This window comes from Pseudomonas qingdaonensis (assembly GCF_018398475.1).
Classification (GTDB): Bacteria; Pseudomonadota; Gammaproteobacteria; order Pseudomonadales; family Pseudomonadaceae; genus Aquipseudomonas; species Aquipseudomonas palmensis.
Genome location: NZ_CP074676.1, coordinates 5574541 through 5597592, shown reverse-complemented (window position 1 = coordinate 5597592; position 23052 = coordinate 5574541). Strand labels below are relative to the sequence as shown.

Annotated in this window: 19 protein-coding genes; 9 read left to right on the top strand and 10 right to left on the bottom strand. The window is 66.3% G+C overall.

What is annotated here, in order from left to right:
* Positions 1-8 precede the first annotated feature (8 nt).
* The 5 genes from KH389_RS25610 to KH389_RS25590 all read left to right on the top strand — a co-directional run bounded on the left by KH389_RS25610 (position 9) and on the right by KH389_RS25590 (position 6146).
* The gene (locus KH389_RS25610) at positions 9-878 is read left to right on the top strand and encodes a LysR family transcriptional regulator (protein ID WP_213606485.1); all 870 of its coding nucleotides are present in this window, start codon (positions 9-11) and stop codon (positions 876-878) included.
* A 190-nt stretch (positions 879-1068) separates the two neighbouring features.
* On the top strand, positions 1069-2133 hold the full coding sequence (locus tag KH389_RS25605) for a putative 2-aminoethylphosphonate ABC transporter ATP-binding protein (protein ID WP_213606483.1): 1065 nt from the start codon (positions 1069-1071) through the stop codon (positions 2131-2133).
* A gap of 1 nt (position 2134) precedes the next feature.
* On the top strand, positions 2135-3853 hold the full coding sequence (locus tag KH389_RS25600) for a putative 2-aminoethylphosphonate ABC transporter permease subunit (protein ID WP_213606481.1): 1719 nt from the start codon (positions 2135-2137) through the stop codon (positions 3851-3853).
* A 39-nt stretch (positions 3854-3892) separates the two neighbouring features.
* Positions 3893-4918, top strand: a complete 1026-nt coding sequence (locus KH389_RS25595; protein WP_054915526.1) for a putative 2-aminoethylphosphonate ABC transporter substrate-binding protein — start codon at positions 3893-3895, stop codon at positions 4916-4918.
* Positions 4919-5030: 112 nt separating this feature from the next.
* Positions 5031-6146, top strand: a complete 1116-nt coding sequence (locus tag KH389_RS25590; protein WP_213606479.1) for a TIGR03364 family FAD-dependent oxidoreductase — start codon at positions 5031-5033, stop codon at positions 6144-6146.
* Between the two features lie 78 nt (positions 6147-6224).
* Here KH389_RS25590 and KH389_RS25585 read toward each other — a convergent pair whose 3' ends face one another.
* The gene (locus tag KH389_RS25585; RefSeq protein ID WP_058541772.1) at positions 6225-7589 is read right to left on the bottom strand and encodes a DUF3482 domain-containing protein; all 1365 of its coding nucleotides are present in this window, start codon (positions 7587-7589) and stop codon (positions 6225-6227) included.
* Positions 7582-8961 carry a DUF2868 domain-containing protein gene (locus KH389_RS25580; RefSeq protein ID WP_244988663.1) on the bottom strand — a complete coding sequence of 460 codons (1380 nt, stop codon included), beginning with the start codon at positions 8959-8961 and terminating at the stop codon, positions 7582-7584. Before KH389_RS25580 ends, KH389_RS25585 begins: the two co-directional genes overlap by 8 nt.
* 76 nt (positions 8962-9037) lie before the next feature.
* Between KH389_RS25580 and KH389_RS25575 the strand changes: the two genes are divergently transcribed.
* Complete coding sequence (locus tag KH389_RS25575) at positions 9038-9556, top strand: dihydrofolate reductase (protein WP_043860005.1); 519 nt, start codon at positions 9038-9040, stop codon at positions 9554-9556.
* A 68-nt stretch (positions 9557-9624) separates the two neighbouring features.
* Here KH389_RS25575 and KH389_RS25570 read toward each other — a convergent pair whose 3' ends face one another.
* The 3 genes from KH389_RS25570 to KH389_RS25560 form a co-directional block, all read right to left on the bottom strand.
* On the bottom strand, positions 9625-11016 hold the full coding sequence (locus KH389_RS25570) for an L-cystine transporter (protein ID WP_043860004.1): 1392 nt from the start codon (positions 11014-11016) through the stop codon (positions 9625-9627).
* Between the two features lie 333 nt (positions 11017-11349).
* Positions 11350-13191 (bottom strand): dihydroxy-acid dehydratase, encoded by a 1842-nt coding sequence (ilvD, locus tag KH389_RS25565; RefSeq protein ID WP_043860003.1) that lies wholly within the window; start codon positions 13189-13191, stop codon positions 11350-11352.
* A gap of 259 nt (positions 13192-13450) precedes the next feature.
* A complete protein-coding gene (locus tag KH389_RS25560; protein WP_213606477.1) occupies positions 13451-14815 on the bottom strand; it encodes an APC family permease in 1365 nt (454 codons plus the stop codon).
* Between the two features lie 235 nt (positions 14816-15050).
* Between KH389_RS25560 and KH389_RS25555 the strand changes: the two genes are divergently transcribed.
* Positions 15051-16724: a DUF4153 domain-containing protein gene (locus KH389_RS25555; protein ID WP_213606476.1), complete on the top strand. Its 1674-nt coding sequence runs from the start codon at positions 15051-15053 to the stop codon at positions 16722-16724.
* A 93-nt stretch (positions 16725-16817) separates the two neighbouring features.
* Here KH389_RS25555 and KH389_RS25550 read toward each other — a convergent pair whose 3' ends face one another.
* On the bottom strand, positions 16818-18014 hold the full coding sequence (locus tag KH389_RS25550) for a class I SAM-dependent rRNA methyltransferase (protein WP_043860000.1): 1197 nt from the start codon (positions 18012-18014) through the stop codon (positions 16818-16820).
* A gap of 76 nt (positions 18015-18090) precedes the next feature.
* A complete protein-coding gene (locus KH389_RS25545; protein ID WP_043859999.1) occupies positions 18091-18630 on the bottom strand; it encodes a type 1 glutamine amidotransferase domain-containing protein in 540 nt (179 codons plus the stop codon).
* A 137-nt stretch (positions 18631-18767) separates the two neighbouring features.
* Here KH389_RS25545 and KH389_RS25540 point away from each other — a divergent pair, with 137 nt between their 5' ends.
* Positions 18768-19634: an HDOD domain-containing protein gene (locus KH389_RS25540; RefSeq protein WP_043859998.1), complete on the top strand. Its 867-nt coding sequence runs from the start codon at positions 18768-18770 to the stop codon at positions 19632-19634.
* Positions 19635-19637: 3 nt separating this feature from the next.
* Positions 19638-20450 (top strand): bifunctional DNA-formamidopyrimidine glycosylase/DNA-(apurinic or apyrimidinic site) lyase, encoded by an 813-nt coding sequence (gene mutM, locus KH389_RS25535; RefSeq protein ID WP_058541780.1) that lies wholly within the window; start codon positions 19638-19640, stop codon positions 20448-20450.
* 9 nt (positions 20451-20459) lie between these two features.
* On the opposite strand, the gene KH389_RS25530 is transcribed toward mutM, so the two are convergent.
* The 3 genes from KH389_RS25530 to KH389_RS25520 all read right to left on the bottom strand — a co-directional run bounded on the left by KH389_RS25530 (position 20460) and on the right by KH389_RS25520 (position 22967).
* A complete protein-coding gene (locus KH389_RS25530; protein ID WP_011531711.1) occupies positions 20460-20711 on the bottom strand; it encodes a YfhL family 4Fe-4S dicluster ferredoxin in 252 nt (83 codons plus the stop codon).
* A gap of 109 nt (positions 20712-20820) precedes the next feature.
* Positions 20821-21300 (bottom strand): pantetheine-phosphate adenylyltransferase, encoded by a 480-nt coding sequence (coaD, locus tag KH389_RS25525; RefSeq protein ID WP_043859996.1) that lies wholly within the window; start codon positions 21298-21300, stop codon positions 20821-20823.
* Between the two features lie 239 nt (positions 21301-21539).
* On the bottom strand, positions 21540-22967 hold the full coding sequence (locus KH389_RS25520; protein ID WP_420831946.1) for a coniferyl aldehyde dehydrogenase: 1428 nt from the start codon (positions 22965-22967) through the stop codon (positions 21540-21542).
* Between the last annotated feature and the right edge of the window lie 85 nt (positions 22968-23052).

Genomic DNA, 23052 nt, shown 5'->3' with positions numbered 1-23052 from the left:
GAGGCGGTATGTTGAGTTCCGAGTTGAAGGCGTTCTACATGGTGGCCCGCCTGGGCAGCATTACCCTGGCGGCGAAGAAACTCGGGCTCAGCCAGCCGACGGTGACCACGCAGATCCGCAACCTGGAGGCCCAGCACGGGGTCGAGCTGTTCTTTCGCGGTGGTCGCCGCCTGACCCTGAGCGACGACGGCACGCGGCTGATGCCGATGGTCAAGGCGCTGATGCAGCAGGAGTCGGATATCGAGTTCTTCCTGCGCAACAGCGGCCAGGGGCAGGGCGGCCTGCGCATTGCGGCCACCGCGCCGTACTACATTCTCGACCTGGTGAAGATCTTCCGCGAGCGCCTGCCGCAGGTGGAGCTGTCGGTGGAGATCGGTAACTCGCAGCAGGTGCTGGAGTGGCTGGAGGATTACCGCGTGGACATGGCGGCCTCGTCACAGCTGGTGGAGGATGCGCGGCTGGTGCGGCGGGTGCTGGGCGTCGACCCGCTGGTGGTGGCAGTGCACCGCAACCATCCCCTGGCCTCGCGTGAGGCGGTGCCGCTGAGTGCGCTGGGCGGGCATTGCCTGCTGATGCGCGAACAGGGCTCGACCACGCGCCGGCTCACCGAGCAGATGCTCGACGAGGCGGGGGTGAAGGTGGGCTCGCTGCTGGAGATCGGCAGCCGCGAATCGATCCGCGAGGCGGTGCTGCGCAACATCGGCATCAGCATCATCGCCCGCCACGAGGTGCCGCATAACCCGGAGCTGAAGGTGCTGGCGCTGGAGGGTGCGCCGGTGATGCATGAGTACCTGTACTGCCTCAAGGAACGGCGCCAGGCGCGGTTGCCTGCTGCCTTTCTCGGCCTGGCCCAGGAAGTATCGGCGTCTGGTCCATAGCCATCGCGGGTCAAGCCCGCTCCCACAAGGTACGCGCTGATCGTTGTGGGAGCGGGCTTGACCCGCGATGGGCTGCGCAGCAACCCTACAAAATCTGCCTATACCACTATCACCCGCTTTTGCCCCACCGCCACAGAACCTTCGCATTGCCCGCCTAGCATGGCCCTCACTCGTTCAGTGAGGTCCCGGCATGAACAACGTACTCGCAACCCCCGGCGCACAGATGAAAGTGCGCGGCATCCACAAACGCTTCGGCGCCTTCACCGCGCTGCACGACGTGTCCCTGGACATCGCCGCCGGCGAACTGGTGTGCCTGCTCGGCCCCTCCGGCTGCGGCAAGACCACCCTGCTGCGCTGCATCGCCGGGCTCGAACGCCAGGACCGCGGCACCCTCTACATCGGTGACCGCGACATTTCCGAGCTGCCGCCCCAGGCCCGCGACTACGGCATTCTGTTCCAGTCCTACGCGCTGTTCCCCAACCTCACCGTCGAAGCCAACATCGCCTACGGCCTGACCGCCAGCAGCCGCGACGAATCCCGTCAGCGCGTGGCCGACATGCTCGACCTGGTCGGCCTGCGCGGCAGCGAGAAGAAGTACCCCGGCCAGCTCTCCGGCGGCCAGCAACAACGTGTGGCCCTGGCCCGCGCACTCGCTCCGGCACCCTCCTTGCTGCTGCTCGACGAACCCATGTCGGCCCTCGATGCCCGCGTGCGCGACCACCTGTGCAGCGAGCTGCGTCAGCTGCAACGCCAACTTGGCATCACCACCCTGATGGTCACCCACAACCAGGACGAGGCCATGCTCATGGCCGACCGCATTGCGGTGATGAACAACGGCCAGGTCGAGCAGTACGACACCCCGCAGGCCATCTACGACAAGCCGGCCACGCCGTTCGTGGCCGAGTTCGTCGGCCAGGGCAACTGGTTGCCATTCCAGCAGCGCAGCGACAGCCATGCCCAGGTGGGTGACATGAACCTGCGCCTGGCCCCCGGTGCGGGCGCGGCCAACAGTGGCCGGTTGTTCTGCCGCCCCGAGGCGATCAGCGTCAACCCACCGGTGCATGAAGAAAACCTGTTCCCGGCCCGCGTGCGGGAAATCACCTTCCTCGGCAATCGCTGCCGCATGAGTTTCGAGTTCAACCAACTGCCCGGCCACGCACTCACCGCCGAGGTGGCGCCCGAGTCGATGCCGCGCCTGGGCTCGCAGGATATCTGGGTGGCCTTGCCACCGCGCAGCCTGCAGGTGTTTGCCTGACATGGGCGCGCCGATAAGCCTGCCGATCGCACCTGCGAAGGCCAAGACCACCGGCGGCGTCGCGCTGGGTGATCGCCTGTTCGTGACCGGCGGCAAATGGCTGTTGCTGGTGCTGCTGACCGTCGCGGTGCTGCTGCCGTTGCTGGCGATCTTCTGGCGCGGCTTCAGCAGCGATGCCGGGCAGGGCGGCGGGCTGGTCGCGGCCCGCGAACTGTTCGCCAGCGCCAACTTCCACTGGCTGCTGGGCAACAGCCTCACCGTCGCGCTGAGCGTGGCGGCCATCGTGGTGCCCACCGCCTACCTGTTCGCCTATGCGCTGCAACGCACGCTGATTCCGGGCAAGCGCATCTGGCGCGGGATCTCGCTGCTGCCGCTGCTGGCGCCTTCGATGCTGCCGGCCATCGCGCTGGTGTACCTGTTCGGTAACCAGGGCCTGCTGCGCGGGCTGCTCAGCGACAATATCTATGGCTTCTGGGGCATCGTGCTGGGCGAGGCCATCTACACCTTCCCGCATGCGCTGATGATCCTGCTCTCGGCACTGTCGCTGGCCGATGCACGGTTGTTCGATGCGGCCTCCAGCATGGGCGCCGGGCCACGCCGCGCGTTCACCAGCATCACCTGGCCGGCCACGCGCCAGGCCGTGTTCGCCGCGTTCTGCCTGGTGTTCACCCTCACCATCACCGACTTCGGCGTGCCGGTAGTAGTGGGTGGCGACTACCAGGTGCTGGCGCTGGAAGCCTACAAGGCGGTGGTGGGCCAGCAGCAGTTCGGCCGTGGTGCACTGATCGGCATGGTGCTGTTGGTGCCGGCGCTGCTCAGCTTTGCGGTGGATGCCTGGCTGCGCCGGCGCCAGGGCGATGCCATGAGCGGTCGCGCCCAGGTGTTCGAGCCGGCCCCCAGCCGCCGGCGTGATGCGTGCTTCCTGGCCATCGTGCTGCTGGTGTGCGCCATTCTGCTGCTGGTGGTGGGCATGGCGGTGTACTCCTCGCTGGTCAAGTTCTGGCCCTACAACCTGTCGCTGTCGCTCAAGCACTACCAGTTCGACGACACCGCCGGCGGCGGCTGGCTGGCCTACCGCAACAGCATCACCATGGCGCTGGGCACCGCCCTGATCGGCAGCGCGGTGATCTTCAGCGGCGCCTACCTGATGGAGAAGACCAGAGGCCGTCTCAACCTGCTGCTGCGCCTGCTCAGCTTCGTGCCGATGGCCGTGCCGGGGTTGGTGCTGGGGCTGGGCTACGTGTTCTTCTTCAACCTGCCGGGCAACCCGCTGCATGTGTTCTACGGCAGCATGACGCTGCTGGTGGTGTGCACCATCGCGCACTACCTGACCACCGCGCAGATGACCGCCACCACTGCACTGCGCCAACTCGACAGCGAGTTCGAGGCCGCCGCGCTGTCGCTCAAGGCCCCGCTGTACCGCCACTTTGCGCGGGTTACCGTGCCGATCTGCCTGCCAGCGCTGCTGGACATCATCCGCTACCTGTTCGTCTCGGCGATGACCACCGTGTCGGCGGCCATCTTCCTCTACAGCCCCGACACCATCCTGGCCGCGGTAGCGGTACTGAACATGGACGATGCCGGCAACGTCGGCGGCGCCGCCGCCATGTCCACCCTGATCCTGCTGACCAGCGCCGGCGTGTCACTGCTGCTGGCGTGGGCCTCGCGTGGCCTGCTCAAACGCTCCCAGGCCTGGCGCCAGCGCGCGCCGGGCCACTGATTGCTCTTCCAACCCTGTACTGCTCAAAGGAACCGCACCATGTTCAAGCCACTTGCTCTTGCCGCTGCCGTGCTCGCTGCCGTGACCGTGCAGGCCCAGGCCGCCGACACCCAGCTCACCGTGTACACCGCGCTGGAGGCCGAACAGCTCAAGACCTACAAGCAGGCCTTCGAGAAGGCCAACCCGGATATCGAGATCAAGTGGGTGCGTGACTCCACCGGCATCATCACCGCCAAGCTGCTGGCCGAGAAGGATCGCCCGCAGGCCGACGCGGTGTGGGGCCTGGCGGCGTCGAGCCTGGCGATCCTCGACCAGCAGGGCATGCTGCAGACCTATGCCCCCAAGGACCTGGACAAGATCGGCGCCAACTACCGCGATGCGGCCAACCCGCCGGCGTGGGTGGGCATGGACGTGTGGGCGGCGACCATCTGCTTCAACACCATCGAGGCCGAGAAGCAGGGGCTGAGCAAGCCGGTGAGCTGGCAGGACCTGACCAAGCCCGAGTACAAGGGCAAGATCGTGATGCCCAACCCGGCCTCGTCCGGCACCGGTTTTCTGGATGTGAGCGCATGGCTGCAGACCTTCGGCGAGAAGCAGGGCTGGCAGTACATGGACGAGCTGCACCAGAACATCGGCCAGTACGTTCACTCCGGTTCCAAGCCGTGCAAGCTGGCGGCGGCGGGAGAGTTCCCGATCGGCATCTCGTTCGAGTACCCGGCGGTGCAGCTCAAGCGCCAGGGCGCGCCGCTGGATATCGTGCTGCCCAAGGAAGGCCTGGGCTGGGAGATCGAGGCCACTGCGCTGATCAAGGGCAGTCAGCATGAAGCCGCGGCCAAGCGCCTGGCCGACTTCTCGGCGAGCCCGGCGGCGATGGAGCTGTACAAGGAGAACTTCGCGGTGCTGGCGCAGCCGGGCATTGCCAAGCCGCAGACCGAGTTGCCGGCCGATTACGAGCAGCGTCTGATCAAGAACGACTTCGGCTGGGCATCGAAGAACCGCGACAGCATTCTGGCCGAGTGGCGCAAGCGCTATGACGGCAAGTCGGAGAAGGTGGCGCAGCAGTAAATCCGCTTCGCATTCATCGCGGGTCAAGCCCGCTCCCACAGGGATCATCGCCGTCCTTGTGGGAGCGGGCTTGACCCGCGATGGCCGCACCACAATCCTGAAGGGAACCCCCATGTCAGATTTTCTCATCGTCGGCGCCGGCATCCTCGGCCTGTCCCACGCCTACGCCGCAGCCCGGCGCGGCCTGCGGGTCAAGGTGTTCGAACGCAGCGCCACCCCGCTGGGCGCCTCCATTCGCAACTTCGGCCAGGCCCTGGTCAGCGGCCAGCCGCCCGGCCAGATGCTCGAACTGGCCAAGGCCAGCCGCGTCATCTGGGCCCACTGGGCCGAGCACGCCGGCTTTGCGCTCAAGCGCAACGGCTCGCTGCTGCTGGCCCGCACCGCGCTGGAGCAAGACCTGCTCGAAGCCTTCTGCAACGGGCGTGCACTCGAGCACGGCTACCCGGTCGAACTGCTGCAGGGCGCCGCGCTCGATGCGCTGTACGACGGCCAGTTCCGCCATCATCGCGCCGCCCTGCGTGGGCTGGACGATCAGCAGGTGTACTCGCGCGAGGCCATCCCTGCGCTGGTCAACTACCTGCGCGAGCAATTGGGCGTCGAGTTCCACTTTTCCACGCTGGTGCGCGAGGTGGAGCCGGGGTTTCTGACCACCACCGCCGGTCGCTTCAGCGGCGAGCATATCGTGGTGTGCAGCGGGCACGACTACCAGACGCTGCTCGCCGAGCCGATGGCGCAGTTGCAGCCGCAGGTATGTCGCCTGCAGATGCTGCGCGCCCGGCCATGCTTCGGCCTGGACCTGCAGCATTCGCTGCTGACCGGGTTGAGCTGCCTGCATTACGGAGCGTATGCCGACCTGCCGCAGGCGCAGGCCCTGCGCGCCGAGATACAGGCCGGCAGCCCGCACCTGCTGGAAAACGGCATTCACCTGTTGATCAGCCCGACGCCCCATGGCGAGCTGATCATCGGCGATTCGCATGCCTACGGCAGCGATGCGTCGCCGTTCAATGCCGAGCAGGTGGACAACTGGATGATCGAGCTGGCCGAGCAGACGCTGGGTGGGCGCATCGAGGTGCTGGAGCGCTGGCAGGGGGTGTACGGCTCGGGTGGGCCGGGGCCGTTTTCGCTGCTGGCGGTAGCGCCGGGGGTGAGTGCGGCGCTGATGCACAGCGGGGTGGGGATGAGCGTGGGGCCGGCGTTGGCGGAGGGGCATATTGCACGTCTGATCTGAGACCGCCATCGCGGGTCAAGCCCGCTCCCACAGGGATCGCACACTCTCTGTGGGAGCGGGCTTGACCCGCGATTGGCCTTAAAGCTCCTGCACAAGACTGTCGATCTGCTCCTGCCGCTCCGCCTGGCCGAGTTTGGCCCCTGGGTTCATCGACGACCACTGCGGGTGCGCCCGCGCCTTGCTCAGCGCCTCCGGCAACTTGCCCTCGCGCCAGCCCTTGTCGCTGGGCAACGTCAGCTTGATGCGAGCTGTCGCCGCATGCCCGCGCCCCTCCAGCGCTGCCAGCAACTGACGCTGACGCAACGCCAGCAAGCGCAGCACCCCGTCGTCCACCGTCAGTTCATGCTGGCCCTTCAGCTTGCCCATCAGCCGCGAACCGTAACTGCGTGCCGTCTGCAGCGCACCCCCGGCAATCGCCCCGGCCAGTGCGGCCGCCCCCAGGGTGATGCCGCCGACCAGCAGGTCGACCCCGGCACCGGCCGCCGCGCCCGCGGCAACCCCGCTGCCCAGGCGCACGCCCAGCAATTTCAGGGTCTCGGGGTTGAACAGGTCATCGCCCCAGCGCCCGTCCAGCAGCGGTAGCTCGCCGGTGTTGGCGTCGTCCTTGCGAAACGCATACAGCTTGAGCAGCGCCTCGACGCAGCGTTGTTCACGCTGGCGAATCACCTGATGCAGCTCGCTGATCGCCGCTGCCTCGGCCTCCGGCCTGGCGATCACGCTACGCCGGCACGCTGCGCAATCGAGCAGCAGTTCGGCAATCAGGCGCTTGGCGCTGTGCTGGCGTGCTACACGCTGGGCCTGCTGGTCATCGATAAGGCGCTGCAAGGCCGGGCGCGCATTCTCCAGCAGCAAGGCCAGGCTTTCGTACAGGCGCTGCTCGCCATCCTGCGGCGGGGCCACGCTGTCGAAGCGCACCAGTGCGTGCAGCCCCAGGCGTGCCAGGGCCTCGCGCCAGTCCGGCTCGCGATGCTCGTTGCTGGCCACGAAGTTGAGCACCGGCAGCAGCGGTTTGCCGCAACCGGCCAGCACTTCCAGTTCATCGCGGTACTTGGCCAGCACCGGCTCGCGGGCGTCGATCACGTACAGCCCGGCATCACTGGCCAGCAGCTGGCGCAACACCTTGGCCTCCTGCTCGAAGCGCTGGCGCGCCTCGTTGCCTTGCAGAAAACGCTCGACCCGCGCCGGGCCGTCCAGCCGCTCACCGGGCCGATCGAGACGCTCCAGGTAATCGAGCAGCGCGATGGCATCCTCCAGGCCCGGGGTGTCGTACAGCTCCAGCAGCGGCTCGCCCTCCACCGACAGCCGTGCGCCTTCCACATGCCGGGTGGTGCTGGGGCGGTGCGAGACTTCGCCGAAACCCACGTCGCGGGTGAGCGTGCGCAGCAGCGAGGTCTTGCCGACGTTGGTGTGGCCGACCACGGCCAGTTTCAACGGCTTAGTCATGGCCATGCTCCAGCCAGTTGAGGGGGGCACTGTCGGCGTAGGCCAGGCCCAGTTGCTCCAGCGCCTGGTGCCAGTCGCCCAGGCGGTCGGCGTCCAGTGCCTGGCCGGGTGGCGCCTGCAACAGCCAGATGCGCGTGGCCCCGGCGCTGCGCGCAAGCTCGGCCAGCAGCGCCAGGCTGCCCCGGTCGGGCGAGCGGCGCGGGTCGCAGGCGATGGCCAGGCGCGCGGGCGGGAAGCGGCTCAGCTGTTCGAGCAGCCTGTTGCGTGATTCGCGGCTGTCGAGGATGCCGGCGTTGGTCACCGAGGCTGGCAGGGCGGGCGGCCAGGGGCGCTGGTCGTCGAGCTCCAGGCCCACCAGCAAGGCGCCCTCGGCCGGTGCGTCGCCTTCGCTGCGGGTGATTTCGGGCAAGGCCTGCGGGGCAGGGTCGTTGACCCCCAGGCGTTCGCTGCTGGGCATCAGCACGTCGCGCAGGGCGCTGTAGCCGGGCAGGTTGAGGTCCAGGCCCAGGCGCCGGCGCGCGCTGTGCCAGCGCCACAGGCACAGGGCCGCGAGCACCAGCCGCGGCAGCAGGCCGTACACCACCAGCACGCCGAGCATCCAGCCGGCCCACGACTGGCGTGCCAGCTCCAGCGCCGGTTGGCTGGCGCCGCTGGCGCGGATCATGGCCGCGTCCGGCACGCTGAAACCCAGCAGCGCGGGCAGGGTGCCGAGGGCCTGGGTCAGGCCGACGAAGGTGTCGGGGTCGAGGATGGTGGTTTCCCACACAAAGCCATAACGCCGGGTGGCCAGCAGCATCAACATCACCACCAGGGCGCTGGCCAGCGCCAGCAGCCACAGGCCGTGCACCAGCAGGCCGAGCAGCCAGCGGTTGAGGCGCTGGCGTTGCAGCAGCACCAGCAGGGCAGGGGCCAGGTGCGCGGCCTTGGCATCGCGGGCGAACTTTTCGCTCAGCCATAGCCACAGCCGCCCCAGGCTGGCGCCATGGTCGCCGGCCAGGGCAAAGCCCAGAGCCCAGCTCAGCAGCATCAGCAGGTTAAGCCCCAGCAGGCTGCCCAGCGCCCAGAACACGTTGACCGGGCGCTGACCGTCGCCCAGCCCGGCGAAGGCCAGGCCGGCGCCGCTGAGCACGGCGAGCAGCAGCAGGGCCAGCAGCGCCAGGCGCGCCCCGGCTTTCCAGCGCCCCAGCGCGGCGCGCAGGCCGTCGCGTTCGGCCAGCCACAGGGCGCGGTGTTCGATGCGTGCAGCCAGGTCGCCGCCTTGCTGGCGCGCGCGGCGGTTGGCTTCCTGGTCTTCCAGCGCGCCGGCATGTTCTTCACGCAGGCGCACGGCTTCGGTGAGCCAGCGTTTGTCCAGGTCAGTCAGTCCAGTCACACCCAGCTTCCATTGATCAAAACTGCCCAAAGCATAACCCACGCATCGGCCAGCGGGCTTTGCTATCCTCGCGGGCATGAAAACATCACTGCCTCTCAGCCTGATCGCGGCCCTCGCCGAGAACCGCGTCATCGGCATCGACAACAGCATGCCCTGGCATTTGCCGGGGGATTTCAAGTATTTCAAGGCCACCACGTTGGGCAAGCCGATCATCATGGGTCGCAAGACCTGGGATTCGCTGGGGCGCCCCTTGCCGGGGCGTCTGAACCTGGTGGTCAGCCGTCAGCCGGGCCTGGTGCTGGAGGGCGCCGAGGTGTTCGGTTCGCTGGATGAGGCCATCGTGCGGGCCGAGCAGTGGGCGCTGGAGCACGGTGTGAACGAGCTGATGCTGATCGGCGGTGCGCAGCTGTACGGGCAGGCGCTGGAACGCGGGCTGGCGGATCGGCTGTACCTGACGCGGGTCGAGCTCAGCCCGGTGGGGGATGCGTGGTTCCCCGAGGTGGATGCACAGCAGTGGGCGATGAAATCGACCCAGGCCAATGCGGCTGAAGGGGACAAGCCGGCTTATCACTTCGAGGTGTGGGAGCGGCGTTGATGCATTCGCCGGCAAGGCCGGCTCCTACACGATTGCTGTAGGAGCCGGCCTTGCTGGCGAAGGGGTCTTCAGCTATGCGTCAACTGCGCATGCTCATCGGCCTCCAGCAGCACCTTGTCGGTCTGCCCCATGGCCTGGCTGGTCAGGGTACCGGCCACCATCGCACCACTCACGTTCAGTGCCGTGCGGCCCATGTCGATCAGCGGCTCGACCGAGATCAAGAGCGCCACCAGCTCCACCGGCAGGCCCATCGCCGGCAGCACGATCAGCGCGGCGAAGGTCGCACCGCCACCCACCCCGGCCACCCCGGCCGAACTCAGGGTCACGATGGCCACCAGCGTGGCGATCCACAGCGGGTCGAGCGGGTCGATGCCCACCGCCGGGGCCACCATCACCGCCAGCATCGCCGGGTACAGGCCTGCGCAACCGTTCTGGCCGATGGTCGCGCCGAACGAGGCGGCAAAGCTGGCAATCGCCTGAGGGATGCCCAGGCGACGGGTCTGCGCCTCGATGCTCAGCGGAATGCTCGCCGCACTGGAGCGGCTGGTGAAGGCAAAGGTCAGCACCGGCCATACCTTGCGGAAAAACCGCAGCGGGTTGACCCCGCCCAGGCCCAGCAGCACACCGTGCACCAAGAACATCAGGCCCAGGCCGATGTACGACACCACCACGAAACTGCCCAGCTTGAGAATGTCGTCCAGGTTCGAGCTGGCCACCACCTTGGTCATCAGCGCCAGCACGCCATACGGGGTGAGCTTCATCACCAGGCGTACCAGGCGCATCACCCAGGCCTGCAGGGTGTCGATGGCCACCAGCGCACGGTTGCCCTTGTCGGCGTCGTCCTTGAGCAGTTGCAAGGCGGCCACACCGAGGAACGCGGCGAAGATCACCACGCTGATGATCGAGGTCGGCTTGGCCCGGGCCAGGTCGCCCACCGGGTTGGTGGGGATGAACGACAGCAGCAGTTGCGGGATGTTGAGGTCGGCAACCTTGCCCGCGTAGTCACTCTGGATGGTCTGCATGCGCGCGGTTTCCTGCACGCCGGCCACCAGGCCTTCGGCGCTGAGGCCGAACAGGTTGGTCAGGCCGATGCCGATCAACGCGGCGATGGCCGTGGTGAACAGCAGGGTGCCGATGGTCAGGAAACTGATCTTGCCCAGCGACGAGGCGTTGTGCAGGCGTGCCACGGCGCTGAGGATCGAGACGAAGATCAGCGGCATGACGATCATCTGCAGCAGGCCCACATAGCCGTTGCCGACCAGGTCGAGCCAACTGATGGTGCTTTTCAGGACCGGGCTGCCGGCACCGTAGATGGCATGCAGGGCACTGCCGAACAGCACGCCGACGATCAGGCCGACCAGCACTTTCTTGGCCAGGCTCCAGGAGGTCTTGCTGGTTTGCGCCAGGCCCAGCAGCAAGGCTGCGAACACCAGCAGGTTGAGAAACAGCGGCAGGTTCATTGAAGCTCCAGACAAAGGGCGGGGCGTCGCGTCTGTGCGCGATTGCGAACAGAAATGCTAACAGCCTGAAAAACAACGAAATTAGATCTAAATGGAATTTAGATAGATGGTTTTGGAATAACCATATTCCTCGGCAAGCAAAGACGGACGAAAACAGATGCGGGGCTGGGGTGTAAGGGGCAGATGTTGCCGCCCTCTGTACCGGCCTCTTCGCCGGCAACGCCGGCTCCTACGGGGGCCACGGCGTCTGTAGGAGCCGGCGTTGCCGGCGAACACCGCACCGCAGGCAAAAAAAACCGGCGCCTGGGCGCCGGTTCTTTATTTTGCCAGACCTTACAGACCGTCCAGCATCGCCTTGTTGCGCACAGCGCCTTTGTCGGCGCTGGTGGCGAGCAGGGCGTAGGCCTTGAGTGCGGTGGTCACCTTGCGCGGACGCTGCTCGACCGGCTTCCAGCCCTTCTTGTCCTGCTCGACACGCCGCGCCGCCAGCTCTTCATCGCTGACCAGCAGGTTGATCGAACGGTTGGGAATGTCGATCAGCACCTTGTCGCCGTCGCGCACCAGGCCAATCGCGCCCCCTGCTGCCGCTTCCGGCGAAGCATGGCCGATGGACAGGCCCGAGGTGCCGCCCGAGAAGCGCCCGTCGGTCAGCAGCGCACAGGCTTTGCCCAGGCCCTTGGACTTCAGGTAAGAGGTCGGGTACAGCATCTCCTGCATGCCCGGGCCGCCTTTCGGCCCCTCGTAGCGGATGATCACGATGTCGCCGGCCTGCACTTCGTCGGCCAGAATGCCGCGTACCGCGCTGTCCTGGCTTTCGAAGATCTTGGCGTTGCCTTCGAACACATGGATCGACTCGTCGACGCCTGCGGTCTTCACCACGCAGCCATCCAGCGCGATGTTGCCGTACAGCACGGCCAGGCCGCCTTCCTTGGAGTAGGCGTGCTCGAAGCTGCGGATGCAGCCGTTCTCGCGGTCGTCATCCAGGGTTTCCCAACGGGTCGACTGGCTGAACGCGGTCTGGGTCGGGATGCCGGCCGGGCCGGCCTTGAAGAAGTGGTGCACCGCTTCGTCGTCGGTCTGGGTGATGTCCCACTTGGCGATGGCTTCTTCCATGCTGCGGCTGTGCACGGTCGGCAGGTCGGTGTGCAGCAGGCCGCCACGGGCCAGCGAACCGAGGATGCTGAAGATGCCGCCGGCGCGGTGCACGTCTTCCATGTGGTACTTCTGGATGTTCGGCGCCACCTTGCACAGCTGCGGCACGCTGCGCGACAACCGGTCGATGTCGCGCAGGTCGAAGTCGATCTCGGCTTCCTGGGCGGCGGCCAGCAGGTGCAGGATGGTATTGGTCGAGCCGCCCATGGCGATGTCGAGCATCATGGCGTTCTCGAACGCCTTGAAGTTGGCGATGTTGCGCGGCAGTACCGACTCGTCGTTCTCGCCGTAGTAGCGCTGGCACAGTTCGACGATGGTGCGGCCGGCCTTGAGGAACAGCTCTTCGCGGTCGCTGTGGGTGGCCAGGGTCGAACCGTTGCCCGGCAGGGCCAGGCCCAGGGCTTCGGTCAGGCAGTTCATGGAGTTGGCGGTGAACATGCCGGAGCACGAACCGCAGGTAGGGCAGGCGCTGCGCTCGTATTCGGCGACCTTTTCGTCACTGGCCGAGCTGTCGGCGGCAATCACCATGGCGTCGACCAGGTCCAGGCCGTGGCTGGCCAGCTTGGTCTTGCCGGCTTCCATCGGGCCGCCGGACACGAAGATCACCGGGATGTTCAGGCGCAGGGCGGCCATCAGCATGCCGGGGGTGATCTTGTCGCAGTTGGAGATGCACACGATGGCGTCGGCGCAGTGGGCGTTGACCATGTACTCGACCGAGTCGGCGATGATCTCGCGACTGGGCAGCGAGTACAGCATGCCGTCGTGGCCCATGGCGATGCCGTCATCCACGGCGATGGTGTTGAATTCCTTGGCCACGCCACCGGCGCGCTCGATCTCGCGGGCCACCAGCTGGCCCAGGTCCTTCAGGTGCACGTGGCCCGGGACGAACTGGGTGAAGGAGTTGGCGATGGCAATGATCGGCTTCTTGAAGTCGGCATCTTTCATGCCGGTGGCGCGCCACAGGGCGCGTGCGCCGGCCATGTTGCGACCGTGGGTGGACGTTTTCGAGCGGTAATCAGGCATGAAGCACTCCTGGCGGCTAATCAGGTAACAAAAAGGGGAGTGAGCTTCTCTTGTCCTTTGCACCGAAGGCAGGTGGCCGCTGGTACGGATGAGGCCGAAAACACCACGGGATCGCCGAGGGCTCGACCAGAGCTCATAAACCCGCCGGGGATGACTGGCGATGAATAGGCCGATTCTACACCGCTGGCGGCGGGAAGGAATGGCGCATTGGGCGGTTGGGCGTTTTCGCTGCGCGCGGGCCGCCCAACCGCCATGGCGTTCAGCCGGCCTCGGAGAAGTGCACCAGCTTCACGCGCTTGCGAAAGCCGCCGGTCAGCACGCCCAGGTACACCAGGCCGAGGGTGAACCAGGTCATGCCGATGGTCAGGGTCAGTGCCGACAGGCTGGTCCACAGCCACAGCGTGAGGCTCATGCCCACCAGCGGCACCACGCCGTAACGCAGCAGCCCCGAGAGGTTGCGGTGGCAGGCTTGATCGACCAGGTGCGTGCGCACCACCGCCAGGTTCACCGCCGAGAACGCCACCAGCGCGCCAAAGCTGATCAGCGAGGCCAGGGTGGTCAGGTCGATCACCAGTGCCAGCAGGGAGAACACCGATACCACCAGGGTGGCGAACACCGGGGTGCCGAAGCGTGGCGAAAGGCGCCCGAACCAGCGCCGTGGCAGCACCTGGTCGCGGCCCATGGTGTACAGGATGCGCGACACCGCAGCCTGCGAGGCCAGTGCCGAACCCAGGCTGCCGGCCACGAAGGCCGCGGTGAAGAAGTTGGCGAGGAACTGCCCGCCGGCCTTGAACATCACTTCATTGGCTGCCGCATCGACGTTGGCGAAGTGGCTGCCCGGCAGTACCAGCTGGCTGACGTAGGCCAGCACGGTGAACAGCAGCCCGGCGCCCAGGGTGGTGAGCAGGATGGCGCGCGGCACATCGCGTTGCGGGTCGCGGGTTTCCTCGGCAAGGGTCGATACCGCGTCGAAGCCCAGGAAGGACAGGCACAGTACCGCTGCCCCGGTCATCAGGTGGCTGAACCCGGGCCGGGTGCCGTCACCGAGCAGGGGCGACAGCAGGTCGATGGGCGCGCCGTGCAGGCTCTTGATCGACAGTGCGGCGAACACGCCGATGAAGATGATCTGCGCGCCCACGATCAGGTTGCTGGCCTTGGCCACCGAATGGATGCCGATCACGTTGAGCACGGTCACCAGGGCGATGGCGGCGACGATGATGCCCCAAACCGGCAGGGCCGGGAAGGCGATGTTGAGGAACAGCCCGATCAGCAGGTAGTTGATCATCGGGATGAACAGGTAGTCGAGCAGCAGCGACCAACCGGCCAGAAAGCCGATGTTGGGGCCGAACGCCAGGTGGGTATAGGAGTAGGCCGAGCCCGCCACCGGGAAGCGTTTGACCATGAAGCTGTAGGACGTCGCGGTGAACAGCATGGCCAGCAGGGTCACCAGGTAGGCGCCTGCGGTGCGGCCACCGGTGAGCTCGGTGACGATGCCGTAGGTGGTGAAGATGGTCAGCGGCACCATGTACACCAGGCCGAAGAACACCAGGGCGGGCAGCCCCAGCACGCGGCGCAGTCGAGCGGTATCTGAAGTGCCAGGATGAGAGCGGTCGATAGAGGACATGGGTCGAACCTGCATTGTTTTTATTTTGATTGAGTCGATTTTTATCTGCTTATGTCGCCTGGATCAATGAAAAATTTGCCCTTATGGATTATTGGCCTGGATTTTTATCGATATATGTGCATGGCTGCATGGGGCCTGTGCGGCACTGCAATGAAGTCGACATGCTCTAGCCGTGCGGGGTCGCCTGGCCCTAGACTGCGCGCCTTGTGCATCACCCCTCGCAAAAGGACTTGGAATGCCCGTGCTAAACCGCTCCGTGCTGTATTACCTCGCCATCGCCCTGGTACAGGGGGCGCTGCTGCTCACCTTCATCCATTACCGCAACCCTGTGCTCGCGGTGTTCTGCGCCACGCTGGCCCTGGTGGGCGGCATCAATCTGCAACTGCTGGGCGGCGCGGTGCGTCAGCGCGGCACCTGGCTGCTGGTGGCCGGCCTGGCGTTGCTGATGGCCAGCGTGTCCGCCTGGCTGTATGCGCAATCGGCCGACGGCTGGCTATGGATGCGCTGGATACCGGCCTCGCTGGTGCTGGCCTATATCGGCGCGGCGTTCATCCTCAGTTGGCCGACCCGCGACGGCAATCGCCTGCGCTATCAGGACTTGTACCAGCACGCCTGGAACAATGCCTTCATCGTGCTGCTGGCGCTGCTGGTGACCCTGGCGTTCTGGTTGCTGCTGTGGCTGTGCGGGCGGCTGTTCACGATTCTGGGCGCGCCGGTGCTCAGCGATATCTTCGCCTCGCTCGAATTCATCTGCGTGTGCCTGCCGATCTTCTTCTCGCTGGGCATCCGCATGGGGCGCCAGAACGACAAGGCCATCGGCCTGCTGCGCAATGTGCTGCTCACTGTGTGCCGCTACCTGCTGCCGCTGTGTTCGCTGATTGCGGTGGTGTTCACTCTGGCGCTGGCGGTGACCGGGGTCGCGCCGATCTTCAACACCGGTTACTCCACCAGCATCCTGCTGTGCCTGGTGGGCAGTACGCTGTTTCTGCTCAACGGCGTGTTCCAGGACGGCGAGCACGATGCCGGTTATGCCAGGCCCCTGAAGCTGCTGGTGAACGCCAGCCTTGTGTGCCTGCCGCTGCTGATGGCGCTGGCGTGCTACTCGAGCTGGCTGCGCATCGACCAGTACGGCCTGACCCCGCAGCGCTTTCTGGCGATGCTGCTGATCGGCATCGCGCTGGTGCACAGCCTGGCCGCGCTGTGGGCCATTCGCCCGCGCCAGGCGGTGTGGCTGGGCAGCTTGCGGCGCAGCAACCCGTTGATCGCGCTGCTGAGTTTCGTGGTGCTGATGCTGGTGTTCACGCCGGTGCTCAACCCGTTGACCTACAGCGCCACCAACCAGATGGAGCGGCTGTTGAGCGGGCGCACCTCGGCGGATGCGTTCGATGCGCGCGCATTGCGCTACCGGCTCGGCAAGCCGGGGATCGAGCAGTTCGAGCGGTTGTCGCGCCTGGTCAAGGAGGGGCAGATCCTGGATGCGTCAAGCCGCGAGCTGCTGGCCGATCGACTGCTGGAGGCCGAACCGGTGAGCATGTCGCCGCGTGAGTACGGACCCAAGCTGGAATGGATCGGGCCTGCGCCGGAGGACAGTGCGCAGATGCTCAACCTGACCCTGATCGAGAGCCAATGCGGCAGTTCGGGGTGTGCTGCCTGGCAGGTGGACCTGGATGACGATGGGGTCAACGAAGTGCTGGTGGTTCCCAAGCACGAGTACTCGACGTCGGCGTTCGTATATGCGCGTCACGAGGGCTTCTGGCGTGATTATGCGCGGGTGGACGGGATCGGCACGGGGCGCGCACTGATCGAGCAGATTCGGGCGGGCACGCTCAAGCTGGCGAAACCGCGCTACAAGACCCTGGTGATCGACGGGCGAGAACTGGGAATGATGCCTTACCCGCAGCGCGATTGAGTGCACCTGCCTGCAGGAGCCGGCCTTGCCGGCGAAAGGCCGTTACAGGCAAAAAAAATCCCGGCACCTGGCCGGGATTTTCATTCAGCGCGATCAGCTGTTGGGCAGCAGCCGGCAGGTGATGCTCTTGATGTAGCGCGTTTCCGGGATCGCCGGGTGCACCGGGTGGTCCGGGCCCTGGCCGCCGCGTTCGAGCAGCTGCATGTTGCGGTCCAGGTGGCGGGCGCTGGTCAGCAGGATGTTCTGCAGGTCGTCTTCGGGCAGGTGCATCGAGCACGAGGCGCTGACCAGAATGCCGTCCTTGCTCAGCAGGCGCATGGCCTGCTCGTTCAGGCGGCGGTAGGCGCCTTCGCCGTTCTTCAGGTCCTTCTTGCGCTTGATGAACGCGGGCGGGTCGGCCACGATCACGTCGAAACGCTCTTCAGCGGCCTTGAGCTCGCGCAGCGCCTCGAACACATCGCCTTCCACGCAGGTGACCTTCTCGGCAATGCCGTTGAGCGCCGCATTGCGCTCCACGCCATCCAGGGCAAAGCCCGAGGCATCCACACAGAACACTTCGCTGGCGCCGAACGCACCGGCCTGCACGCCCCAGCCACCGATGTAGCTGAACAGGTCGAGCACGCGCTTCCCTTTGACGTAGGGTGCCAGGCGTGCGCGGTTCATGCGGTGGTCGTAGAACCAGCCGGTCTTCTGGCCTTCCATCACCGGCGCTTCGAATTTGACGCCGTTCTCTTCCAGCGCCACCCACTCCGGCACCAGGCCGAACACGGTTTCGACGTAGCGGTTCAGGCCTTCGGCATCACGCGCCGCCGAGTCGTTCTTGAACAGGATGCCGGTGGGTTTGAGCACCTGCACCAGGGCGGCGATCACGTCGTCCTTGTGCTGTTCCATGGTGGCCGAGGCCAGCTGTACCACCAGGATGTCGCCGAAACGGTCGACCACAAGGCCCGGCAGCAGGTCCGAGTCGCCGTACACCAGGCGGTAGAACGGCTTGTCGAACAGGCGCTCGCGCAGCGACAGGGCCACGTTGATGCGGTGCACCAGCAGCGACTTGTCCAGGGCCAGCTTGGCGTCGCGCGACAGCAGGCGCGCGCAGATCAGGTTGTTGGGGCTCATGGCGACGATGCCCAGCGGCTTGCCGCCGGCACCTTCGAGCACCGCCTGGTCGCCGGCCTTGAAGCCATGCAGCGGGGTCGCGGCGACGTCGATTTCGTTGCTGTACACCCACAGATGGCCGGCGCGCAGGCGGCGGTCGGCGTTGGCTTTGAGGCGAAGGCTGGGCAGGGACATGACGTCGCTCCGGAAAAAAGAGCGGGAGTATAGCGCGTCGGCCGGGCACGCGGCTCGGCCGGCGACAAATAGCCGATCAGGCGCCCAAAGCGCGCAGCAGCTGGGTGTTGAAGGCGGGAATATCGTCGGGCTGGCGGCTGCTGATCAGGTTGCGGTCGATGACCACGGCCTGATCCTGCCACTGCCCGCCGGCATTGGTGATGTCGTCGCGCACGGTCTTGTAGCTGGTCATCTTGCGGCCCTTGACCAACTGGCTCGACACCAGCAGCCAGGCGCCATGGCAGATCACCGCCAGGGGCTTGCCGCTGGCGTCGTGGGCCTTGACCAGCTTCTGGGCGCCGGGGTCGATGCGTATGGTGTCGGAGTTCTGCACGCCGCCGGGCAGCACGATGGCGTCGTAGACCGCGACGTCGGCCTTGTCGAAGGTGTTGTCCACAGTGAAGTCGTCGGCGGGCTTGTCGTGGTTCCAGCCCTTGACCGTGCCCGGTTTGGCCGAGAGGATGTCGACGCGCACGCCGCTTTGCTCGAGGGCCTGCTTGGGCCCGGTGAGTTCTACCTGCTCGAAGCCGTCGGTGACCAGCATGGCCACGCGCTTGCCGTTCAGTTGGGTCGTCATCTGCGTGCTCCTGTTGAGTTGAACCTGTAGTAAGCAGGCAGCCCTGGGGCAGGCAAAGTTCCTTCTGAATCCATCAACGGGTGTTTCCCGGCCCGCCTGCAGGGTTAGAATCGCCCTTCAGCCCCGAGTGTGTATCTATGTCCCAGGAACTTACCGCCGAACAGATCCAGCAAGCCCTGCAGGGCATCAGCGTACCGCCCCAGCCGCAGATCATGGTCGACCTGCAGTTCGAGCAGTACATGCCCGACCCGGACCTGGAGACCATCGCCAAGCTGATCTCCCAGGACCCGGGCCTTTCCGGCGCACTGCTCAAGCTGGTCAATTCGCCGTACTACGGGCTGACCAACAAGATCGCCTCGATCCAGCGCGCGGTGAACCTGCTGGGCAGCCGCTCGATCATCAACCTGATCAACGCGCAGTCGATCAAGGGCGAGATGAGCGACGACACCATCGTCACGCTCAACCGCTTCTGGGATACCGCCCAGGACGTGGCCATGACCTGCCTGACCCTGGCCAAGCGCATCGGCTCGCAGGCGGTGGACGAAGCCTATGCCCTGGGGCTGTTCCACGATTGCGGCGTGCCGCTGATGCACAAGCGCTTCCCCGACTACATGCATACCCTGGAGCAGGCCTACGCCGAGGCCGGCCCCGACAAGCGCGTGGTCGACACCGAGAACCGCACGTTCAACACCAACCACGCCGTGGTCGGCTACTACACGGCCAAGTCGTGGCGCCTGCCCGAGCACGTGAGTGCCGCCATCGCCAACCACCACAATGCCCTGGCGGTGTTCAGCGACGACTCGGCGCGCAACACCCAGCTCAAGAACCTGCTGGCCATTCTGAAGATGGCCGAGCACATCTGCAGCTCGTACCGGGTGCTGGGCAACCAGAGCGTGGACCACGAATGGAACACCGTCGGGCACCTGGTGCTCGACTACGTGGGCCTGTCGGAGTACGACTTCGAGAACCTCAAGCAGACCATCCGCGAAATGGGTGCGCACTGACCCATGCCCGAGCTACCTGAAGTCGAGACCACCCGCCGCGGCATTGCGCCGTACCTTGAAGGGCAGCGTGTCAGCCGTGTGGTGGTGCGTGAACGGCGACTGCGCTGGCCGATACCCGAAGACCTCGACGTACGCCTGTCGGGGCAGCGCTTCGTGTCGGTGGAGCGGCGTGCCAAGTACCTGCTGCTCAACGCCGAGGTGGGCACGCTGATCAGCCACCTGGGCATGTCGGGCAACCTGCGGCTGGTGGAGATCGGCCTGCCGGCGGCCAAGCACGAGCATGTGGACATCGAGCTGGAGTCGGGGCTGGCGCTGCGCTACACCGACCCGCGCCGGTTTGGCGCGATGCTCTGGGCCCCCGACCCGTTGCAGCACGAGCTGCTGCTGCGCCTGGGCCCGGAGCCGCTGACCGACCTGTTCGATGGCGAGCGGCTGTTCCAGCTGTCGCGCGGGCGCTCGATGGCGGTCAAGCCGTTCATCATGGACAACGCGGTGGTGGTGGGGGTGGGCAACATCTATGCGACCGAGGCGCTGTTCGCGGCGGGCATCGACCCGCGGCGCCCGGCCGGGGGCATTTCGCGGGCGCGCTACCTGCGCCTGGCCATCGAGATCAAGCGCATCCTGGCCGCCGCCATCGAGCGTGGCGGCACCACCTTGCGCGACTTCATCGGCGGCGACGGCCAGCCGGGCTACTTCCAGCAGGAACTGTTCGTGTACGGGCGCGGGGAAGAACCGTGCAAGGTGTGCGGCACGGTGCTGCGCAACGTGACCCTGGGCCAGCGCGCCAGCGTGTTCTGCCCGCGCTGCCAGACCTAGCGGCCTGTATCAGGCCTTGCCGGTGATCCTGCGGTACTTGGCCATCAGCTCGTCTTCGGTTTCCGGGTGCGCTTCATCCAGCGGGATGCAGTCGACCGGGCAGACCTGCTGGCACTGCGGTTCGTCGTAATGGCCAACGCACTGGGTGCACAGGTTGGGGTCGATCACGTAGATCTCTTCGCCCTGGGAGATGGCGGCGTTCGGGCACTCGGGTTCGCAGACGTCGCAATTGATGCAATCGTCGGTGATGATCAGGGACATGGGGACTCCGGCCGGGGCGTCAGGCCCGGGCATATGAAAACCAATGGGCACAATTGTGCCGCATTAACGCCCGCAGTGCACGCGGGCGCGGTTTTCGATGCGGGCGCGGCTACTTCTTGAAGCGCTCGGTGAGGGCGTCAGCCACTACCGGGTGCACGAACTTGGTGATATCGCCGCCCAGCGCCGCGATTTCGCGCACCAGGGTCGAGGATATGAACGAATAGCGCTCGGACGGCGTCAGGAACAGGCTTTCGACGTCGGGCGCCAGTTGCCGGTTCATGTTCGCCAGCTGGAACTCGTACTCGAAGTCCGAAACCGCGCGCAGGCCGCGCAGGAACACATTGGCCTGCTGCTCCTTGGCGAAATGCGCCAGCAGCGTGGAGAAGCCGATGACCTGCACGTTGGGCAGGTGCTTGGTGACCTCACGCGCCAGCTCTACCCGTTGTTCCAGGGGGAACAGCGGGTTCTTCTTGGGGCTGGCGGCGACCGCGATGATCACCTCGTCGAACAGCCGGGAGGCCCGCTCGACCAGATCGCCATGGCCTTTGGTAATAGGGTCGAATGTACCTGGGTACAACACTCGGTTCATCGCGTCGTCCTGGCAGGAGTGCGTTTGGGAGTCGGATGGTATCGCAGCAGCTGCGGTCGGCCAAGTCGCCATCGCCGGCTCAAGGCACTATAGACAGGCGTGATAATGCTTGTCACCCGCTGCAGGCCGAGTGTCTGGTGCCTTGAAAGTATCGACCCCATCGCGGGTCAGGCCCGCTCCCACAGGCTATGCATCTCTTTGTGGGAGCGGGCCTGACCCGCGATGGGGTCGCTGCAACGTCAGCGAATGAACAGACGATAGACCCACCGCTGCAGCGCCTTCCCATACGGCGGATAGATCAGCCGCGCCGCATTCACCCGCGACTTGGCGAACACCGCCCGGGCATGACTGAAGGTCTTGAAGCCCTCGTGCCCGTGGTAGTTGCCCATCCCCGACGGCCCGACCCCGCCAAACGGCAGGTCGTCCTGGGCCACGTGCAGCAGGGTGTCGTTCAGGCACACGCCGCCGGAATGGGTCTGCTCCAGCACCCGCCGCTGCTCGGCACGGTCGTGGCCGAAGTAGTACAGCGCCAGCGGGCGCGGGCGCTGGTTCACATAGGCCAGCGCCTCGGCCAGGCTGTCATAGGGCACCACCGGCAGCAGCGGGCCGAAGATCTCGTCCTGCATCACCTGCATGCTGTCATCGACCTGCAGCAGCACCTGCGGCGGCAGGCGCCGACCTTCGCGGGCTTCGCCAGGGTACAGGTCGAGCACGCTGGCGCCCTTGTCGCGGGCATCGCGCAAATAGCCTTCCAGGCGCGCCAGGTGGCGCACATTGATGATCGCGCTGTAGTCCGGGTTGTTTCGCACCTGTGGATAAAACCGCAGCACTGCCTCGCGATAGGCCTGCACGAAGCCCTCCAGGCGCTCGCGCGGGACCAGCGCGTAGTCCGGGGCAACGCAGGTCTGCCCGGCGTTGAGGGTCTTGCCGAAGGCGATGCGCTCGGCCGCCTGGGCCAGCGGTACACTGGCCGACACGATGGCCGGCGACTTGCCGCCCAGCTCCAGGGTCACCGAGGTCAGGTTGGTGGCTGCCGCCGCCATCACCTGGCGGCCGATGCTGGTGGCGCCGGTGAACAGCAGGTGATCGAACGGCAGGCGCGAGAAGGCCTCGCCCACGCCAGCATCGCCCAGCACCACGCTGACCAGGTCGTCGGGAAACACTTCGCCCAGCAGGCGCTGAAGCAGTGCCGCGGTGGCCGGGGTGGCTTCGCTGAGCTTGAGCATCACCCGGTTGCCCGCTGCCAGCGCCGCGGTGAGCGGGCCGATGGCCAGAAACAGCGGGTAGTTCCACGGCACGATGATGCCCACCACGCCCAGCGGCTGGTACAGCACCCGCGCGCTGGCCGGCTGGAACGCCAGGCCCACCGTGCGCCGCACCGGCTTCATCCAGCCCTTGAGGTGGCGCTCGGCGTGGCGAATGCCCTGCACGCTGGGCATCAGTTCGGCCAGCTGGGTCTCGTCGGCGCTGCGCCCGGCAAAGTCGCGGTCGATCGCCGCGACCAGGGCCGACTGGTTCGCCAGCAGCAGCCGGCGCAGGCTGGCAAGCCACTGCAGGCGCTGCGCCGCCGGCGCCATGGGCAGCCCGGCAAAGGCCCGGCGCTGCTGTTCGAACAGGGTCTGGAGGGGCATGCGGGCTCCATGGCAGGGCAAGTGTGCCTGGAGCATATACGCCGGTTGTGCAGGTGGTACATCCCGTGGCGGATACGCCGTAAGATAAGCCTATTCCTTCAAGCTCATGCCTTTGGAGCTG

Coding starts and splice junctions, on each gene's coding strand:
- KH389_RS25610 (WP_213606485.1), top strand. CDS start 9: ATGTTGAGTTCCGAGTTGAAGGCGTTCTACATGGTGGCCCGCCTGGGC.
- KH389_RS25605 (WP_213606483.1), top strand. CDS start 1,069: ATGAACAACGTACTCGCAACCCCCGGCGCACAGATGAAAGTGCGCGGC.
- KH389_RS25600 (WP_213606481.1), top strand. CDS start 2,135: ATGGGCGCGCCGATAAGCCTGCCGATCGCACCTGCGAAGGCCAAGACC.
- KH389_RS25595 (WP_054915526.1), top strand. CDS start 3,893: ATGTTCAAGCCACTTGCTCTTGCCGCTGCCGTGCTCGCTGCCGTGACC.
- KH389_RS25590 (WP_213606479.1), top strand. CDS start 5,031: ATGTCAGATTTTCTCATCGTCGGCGCCGGCATCCTCGGCCTGTCCCAC.
- KH389_RS25585 (WP_058541772.1), bottom strand. CDS start 7,589: ATGACTAAGCCGTTGAAACTGGCCGTGGTCGGCCACACCAACGTCGGC.
- KH389_RS25575 (WP_043860005.1), top strand. CDS start 9,038: ATGAAAACATCACTGCCTCTCAGCCTGATCGCGGCCCTCGCCGAGAAC.
- KH389_RS25570 (WP_043860004.1), bottom strand. CDS start 11,016: ATGAACCTGCCGCTGTTTCTCAACCTGCTGGTGTTCGCAGCCTTGCTG.
- ilvD (WP_043860003.1), bottom strand. CDS start 13,191: ATGCCTGATTACCGCTCGAAAACGTCCACCCACGGTCGCAACATGGCC.
- KH389_RS25560 (WP_213606477.1), bottom strand. CDS start 14,815: ATGTCCTCTATCGACCGCTCTCATCCTGGCACTTCAGATACCGCTCGA.
- KH389_RS25555 (WP_213606476.1), top strand. CDS start 15,051: ATGCCCGTGCTAAACCGCTCCGTGCTGTATTACCTCGCCATCGCCCTG.
- KH389_RS25550 (WP_043860000.1), bottom strand. CDS start 18,014: ATGTCCCTGCCCAGCCTTCGCCTCAAAGCCAACGCCGACCGCCGCCTG.
- KH389_RS25545 (WP_043859999.1), bottom strand. CDS start 18,630: ATGACGACCCAACTGAACGGCAAGCGCGTGGCCATGCTGGTCACCGAC.
- KH389_RS25540 (WP_043859998.1), top strand. CDS start 18,768: ATGTCCCAGGAACTTACCGCCGAACAGATCCAGCAAGCCCTGCAGGGC.
- mutM (WP_058541780.1), top strand. CDS start 19,638: ATGCCCGAGCTACCTGAAGTCGAGACCACCCGCCGCGGCATTGCGCCG.
- KH389_RS25530 (WP_011531711.1), bottom strand. CDS start 20,711: ATGTCCCTGATCATCACCGACGATTGCATCAATTGCGACGTCTGCGAA.
- coaD (WP_043859996.1), bottom strand. CDS start 21,300: ATGAACCGAGTGTTGTACCCAGGTACATTCGACCCTATTACCAAAGGC.
- KH389_RS25520 (WP_420831946.1), bottom strand. CDS start 22,967: ATGCTCCAGGCACACTTGCCCTGCCATGGAGCCCGCATGCCCCTCCAG.